The sequence below is a fragment of the Deinococcus indicus genome (genome assembly GCF_002198095.1).
Lineage (GTDB): Bacteria > Deinococcota > Deinococci > Deinococcales > Deinococcaceae > Deinococcus > Deinococcus caeni.
This window is the reverse complement of the sequence record NZ_NHMK01000023.1, coordinates 41,934-47,933: the sequence shown is the minus strand read 5'-3', so window position 1 is coordinate 47,933 and position 6,000 is coordinate 41,934. Positions and strand designations below refer to the sequence as shown.

Below are 6,000 nucleotides of genomic sequence, written 5' to 3'. Positions count from 1 at the left end.
AACATCGGTGGGCGTCGTGGCCAACTGGGACTGCTGCTGCTGAGCTCCGCGAACAAGCTCTACGATACGCTCGAGACGCAGAGTGCTCTATTTAACGCAATGCAACCTCTATATGGCTCTCCCCCGCTGGAGCAGCTAATTTATAAAGAAGACATTATTTCAGCTTCTTTTAGCCTGAACTCAAAGTATATTCTCACATTTAGTGATCGTATGGCCCGCATTGCTACCCTGCGGCGCTTTCCCAGCCTCGAGCCGATCGGACAGCCCATCCAAGATGTCCGCGAATACGAGTTCAGCCCGGACTCCCTACACCTGGCCACTCGCTCCTCCGCTGGCGAATTTACGTTGCGGCGCCTTTCCAGCCTCGAGCCGATCGGACAGCCCATCCAGGGGGTCAGCGGGTTCGAGTTCAGCCCGGACTCCCCACACCTGGCCACTTGGTCCTCCACTGGCGAATTTACGTTGCGGCGCCTTTCCACCCTCGAGCCGATCGGAAAGCCCATCCAGGGGGTCGGCGGGTTCGAGTTCAGCCCGGACTCCCTACACCTGGCCACTTGGTCCTCCACTGGCGAATTTACGTTGCGGCGCCTTCCCAGCCTCGAGCCGATCGGACAGCCCATCCAAGGGATCAACCCAGACTCCCTACACCTAGCCACTCGGTCCGTCATTGACGTATTTACGTTGCAACGCCTTCCCAGCCTCGAGACGATCGGACGGCCCATCCAGGGGGTCGGCGGGTTCGAGTTCAGCCCGGACTCCCTACACCTGGCCACTCGCTCCTCCGCTGGCGAATTTACGTTGCGGCGTCTTCCCAGCCTCGAACCGATCGGACAGCTCATCCAGGGGGTCGACAGGTTCGGGTTCAGCCCGGACTCCCTACACCTGGCCACTCGGTCCGTCATTGACGAATTCACGTTGCGGCGCCTTCCCAGCCTCGAGCCGATCGGACAGCCCATCCAAGATGTCCGCGAATACGAGTTCAGCCCGGACTCCCTACACCTGGCCACTCGCTCCTCCGCTGGCGAATTTACGTTGCGGCGCCTTCCCAGCCTCGAGCCGATCGGAAAGCCCATCCAGGGGGTCGACAGGTTCGGGTTCAGCCCGGACTCCCTACACCTGGCCACTTGGTCCTCCACTGGCGAATTTACGTTGCGGCGCCTTTCCACCCTCGAGCCGATCGGACAGCCCATCCAGGGGGTCGGCGGGTTCGAGTTCAGCCCAGACTCCCCACACCTGACCACTTGGTCCTCCACTGGCGAATTTACGTTGCAACGCCTTCCCAGCCTCGAGACGATCGGACGGCCCATCCAGGGGGTCGGCGGGTTCGAGTTCAGCCCGGACTCCCTACACCTGGCCACTTGGTCCTCCACTGGCGAATTTACGTTGCGGCGTCTTCCCAGCCTCGAGCCGATCGGACAGCCCATCCAGGGGGTCGGCGGGTTCGAGTTCAGCCCGGACTCTCTACACCTGGCCACTCGGTCCTTCGCTGACGAATTTACGTTGCGGCGTCTTCCCAACCTCGAGACGATCGGACAGCCCATCCAGGGGGTCAGCGGGTTCGAGTTCAGCCCGGACTCTCTACACCTGGCCACTCGGTCCTTCGCTGACGAATTTACGTTGCGGCGTCTTCCCAGCCTCGAGCCGATCGGACAGCCCATCCAGGGGGTCAGCGGATTCGAGTTCAGCCCGGACTCCCCACACCTGGCCACTTGGTCCTTCGCTGGCGAATTTACGTTGCGGCGTCTTCCCAGCCTCGAGCCGATCGGACAGCCCATCCAGGGGGTCAGCGGGTTCGAGTTCAGCCCGGACTCTCTACACCTGGCCACTCAGTCCTTCGCTGGCGAATTTACGTTGCGGCGTCTTCCCAGCCTCGAGCCGATCGGACAGCCCATCCAAGATGTCCGCGCATACGAGTTCAGCCCGGACTCCCTACACCTGGCCACTCAGTCCTTCGCTGGCGAATTTACGTTGCGGCGTCTTCCCAGCCTCGAGCCGATCGGACAGCCCATCCAGGGGGTCAGCGGGTTCGAGTTCAGCCCGGACTCCCCACACCTGGCCACTCGGTCCTCCGCTGGCGAATTTACGTTGCGGCGTCTTCCCACCCTCGAGCCAATCGGACAGCCCATCAAAAAACTCAGTGCGTTCGTGTTTAGCCCAGACTCAACACGGCTAGCTATCACTACAGACGGTTCCCAATTGTCTGTTTGGGACACATCCGTTGAGGCTTGGCGCGCCCGCGCCAACCTGATTGCCAACCGTTCGTTCACAAGCCAGGAGTGCGAAGAGTTCTCCCTGCGGCAATATCCACAAGCTGCACAGTGTCCCCCGTAGCCCGGTAATTTCCTCCCTCCGGCCGCTCTGCTCGCACCAATTTCGGAGGTCATCCAATGACGACTGCCAAGGTTTACGCCCTGCTCGTTGGTATCGACGCATACGCCTACCCCACAGTTCCCCCTCTCAGGGGCTGCAGGAACGATATCCAGGCCATACACGAGTACCTGCAGGAGCGTGCGCAGGACTCCTCAGCATTTGATCTCCACGCCCTTGTTCTAGAAGATGGTCAGGCCACTTACCAAGCTACCGTCGACGGTTTTCGTGAGCACCTCGGCCAGGCCGGCTCTGACGATGCCGTTCTCTTCTACTACAGCGGCCATGGGGCCCAGCGGCCTACCGCCCCCGAGCACCTCGCCCTCGAGCCCGACGGCCGCGACGAGACCCTGGTCCTGTATGACAGCCGCGACCCCGGCAAGCGTGACCTCGCTGACAAGGAACTCGCGGAACTCATCAGACAGGTCGCCGACAAGGCTGGCCATGTCTGCGTCGTGCTGGACTGCTGCCATTCCGGCAGCGGCACGCGCAATCTCTACGAGGACGGGCTCACCGTCCGGCAGGCCCCCTTCGACGACCGCCCCCCACTGGCGCCGACCTTTCCCCAGCAGCACGCAGCGGACAGCCGACAGCCGGTCACCTCACGGGCTTCCGGCAGTGGTTGGGCTGAACTCCAGTACGGGAAGCACGTGCTTCTCGCCGCGTGCCTCTCGAGTGAGACGGCCAAGGAGGTTGACGTCGACGGGAAGCACCGGGGGGCGTTCTCGGCAGCCCTGCTGGGTGCCCTGGAGAGCGTCGGGCAGTTCGCGACGTACCGCGACCTGATCAAGCGGGCCAGCACGAACGTTCTCAGCCTGGTGAAACGGCAGACGCCACAGCTCGAGGTGGTCGGCGGAGCCAGCTTTGAGGAGGGTTTCCTCGGCGGGAAGCTACCGGCAAAGGGCTCGTATTTCACGTTGTTCCATCACCCTGACCACGGCTGGGTGATCGACGGCGGCGCGGTACACCACGTGCGGATGAACTCCGACGTCGATACGACGACCCTGGCCGTGTTCGCACTGGACCGCGAACCCGGTACATGGACCGATCTTTCAGCGTCGCTCGGCACCGCCACGGTCACACGGGTGATGCCGCACCTCTCGGCCGTCTCGGTCGCGTTTCCGCCAGAAACAGCTCCAGACCCGGCGCTCACGTACAGGGCGGTCGTCACGAGCCAGCCGGTTTCCGCGCTCGGCGTGTGGATCAGAGATTCCGATGGGGGAGCGGGCGCGGAATTCCTGCGAGCGGCAATCGAGAACGCCCGTGGGGCGGGGGAAGCGTCCCTCTTCGTCCGGGAGGTGAAGAGCGAGGCGGAGGCGAGCTTCCGTGTGAGCGCGGAGAACGGGACCTTCACTCTGGCGCGGTTGAGTGCGGAGCCGCACGTGAACAGACTGGTTTCTGAGATCGAGGGGCTCACAGAGGCGAGTGCGCGGGAGGTTGTGGCGCGGCTGGAGCACATGGCGCGCTGGCAGCTCACCATGAACCTCGAGAACCCCACCAGTCGGCTCGCTGGAAGTGTGACGATGGAAGCCTTCCTTGTCACTGGCCCGCCACTCACGCCGAATCCCACCGACGTGCGTCCCGATCCTGTAGCGCCTGTAAACGAGTTGCACCTCAGATACCGGGATGACGATCCCGGTAAGGCACCGGAATTCAAGATCCGCCTCAAGAACAAGAGTGGTGAAAAGCTCTACTGTGCCTTGTTGTACCTCGACGAAAGTTACGAGATAACCAACGAGCTTCTCCAGGGCAAGTGGCTCGATAAAGGCGAGGAGGTGTGGGCACTTGACGACCAGCCGATCCAGAGTTTAGTGCAGGATGACTGGTACACCCAGGGCATCACCGAGGTGCACGACCGGGTGAAGTTGATCGTGTCCACCGACGAGTTCGATTCCACGCTGATGACGCAGCCAGAACTTGACGTGCGGGCAGCGCGGCTCCACAAGGGGAGAGACGAAGACCCGCGTCGTCAAGGATCGTGGGACAGAAGCCTTGCGTGGTTGATGCGCAGTGCAGGTTCTCGAAAATTAGGCCGCAGCCACTTCGCCGACTGGCTCGTCGCCGACCTCAGGATCACGGTCGTGCGGCCACTCGCGGGTCAACCCTTACCGCAGGCCGGCGCTTCGGTTGCCCTGACCCCGAATGTCACGCTCGACGGGCACCCTTCCCTACGAGGTCAGGCCAGCCTGACCTCCATCCCTCAGGCCGCCCGTGACCTGAACAGCCCCGCACTCCCGCCGGCGCTGGCGCTCGTCCAGGAGCCGGACATCTGGCAGCCCTGGTCGTTCTCGACTTCCAGGAACGGCGAGGCCGCTCTCGCTGCTCTCGAGCTGCACAGCATAGAAAACCCGGAAGCCGTCACCCGGGAGCAGCCTCTCACCCTCCGCGTCACAGGTATGAGCCTTGAGAAGGGGCAGCACGTGTTGGCGACCGGCTGGGACAGCGAGACGCAGATGTACCTTCCCCTGGGGGTCGGCAGGAACGAGGCGGCCGAGAAAGGTGGTGGCGTGACGGTCAACCTGGAGCGGTTGCCTTCCCCGATCAACGAGCGCAGTCTGGTGAGCGCCGTCCGTATCCTGTTCACCAAATTCGTCGCCACGAAATTCGGCCTCGAGTACCCCTACCCCCTGCTCCGTGCCGTGAAGCTGCAGGACGGTCGCTTGTCCTTCAGTGAGCCGCACGGGGTCACCGACCTCGTCACGAAGGCGGACCGCATCCTACTGTTCGTGCACGGGATCATCGGGGACAGCGAAAGCCTGGCTCGTTCCCTGACGTCACCGCTGCTGAATCTTGCCCGGCCCTACGATCTCGTGCTGGCCTTCGACTACGAGAGCCTGAATGACGGGATCGCCAAGAACGCGGCGGATCTGAAAGCTGCCATGGAGAAAGTTGGGCTCACGGCGGGTCACGGGAAGACGCTGCACGTGGTGGCGCACTCAATGGGCGGATTGGTGACGCGCTATTTCATCGAGCAACTCGGTGGTCAGCAGGTGGTCGGGAAGCTCGTGATGCTCGGGACGCCCAACGGAGGCTCGCCCTGGACCAGCGTGCAGGCCTGGGCTTCGACCGCGGTCGCGGCCGGCCTGAACTTGCTCGGCACGACCGCCTGGCCGGTTACGGCCATCACAGGTCTCCTGGGATTGATCGAGAAGGTGGATCAGAATCTGGACGAGATGCAGCCGGGTTCAGGAATCCTGACCTCTCTGTCGGCGACGGCGGATCCAGGAGTTCCTTACGTCCTGATCGTCGGGGACGCGCTGTTGGATGCACAGAAGCGACCACTTCTGGAGAAACTGGCGCGGAAACTGGGGACGGAGACGATCTTCGTGGGTCAGCAGAATGACATCGCCGTGAGCGTGGCGAGCGCCATGAACCTGCCCGCTGAGCGGCACCCTGCGCCGGTCAAGGTCGAACCGATCAACTGCGATCACATGAGCTATTTCCGCACGACCGTCGGACTTGAAGCGCTCAGGAACGCCCTGGAACCGCCAGTGCCGCAGCCTGCCCAGGCGGAGGCTGGGTACCCGAGCAATAGCTATTGATACCGGCGTAAGTTGACATTGCTCATCACTCCTCCTTCCTGAAAGGACGCTGGTCAGGACGACCTGCATGTCAGCACAGGTGATGCGGATT

At 62.7% G+C, this 6,000-nt stretch carries 2 protein-coding genes; both read left to right on the top strand.

Annotation, left to right across the window (positions count from 1 at the left end; genetic code table 11):
* Nucleotides 1-210 precede the first annotated feature (210 nt).
* Nucleotides 211-2,331: a WD40 repeat domain-containing protein gene (locus CBQ26_RS15170; protein WP_088249484.1), complete on the top strand. Its 2,121-nt coding sequence runs from the start codon at nt 211-213 to the stop codon at nt 2,329-2,331.
* A 56-nt stretch (nt 2,332-2,387) separates the two neighbouring features.
* Complete coding sequence (locus CBQ26_RS15165; protein ID WP_088249483.1) at nt 2,388-5,909, top strand: alpha/beta fold hydrolase; 3,522 nt, start codon at nt 2,388-2,390, stop codon at nt 5,907-5,909.
* Nucleotides 5,910-6,000 lie beyond the last annotated feature (91 nt).

Excerpts from the sequence above, each read along its gene's own strand:
- CBQ26_RS15170 (WP_088249484.1), top strand. The coding sequence starts at position 211 with ATGGCCCGCATTGCTACCCTGCGGCGCTTTCCCAGCCTCGAGCCGATC.
- CBQ26_RS15165 (WP_088249483.1), top strand. The coding sequence starts at position 2,388 with ATGACGACTGCCAAGGTTTACGCCCTGCTCGTTGGTATCGACGCATAC.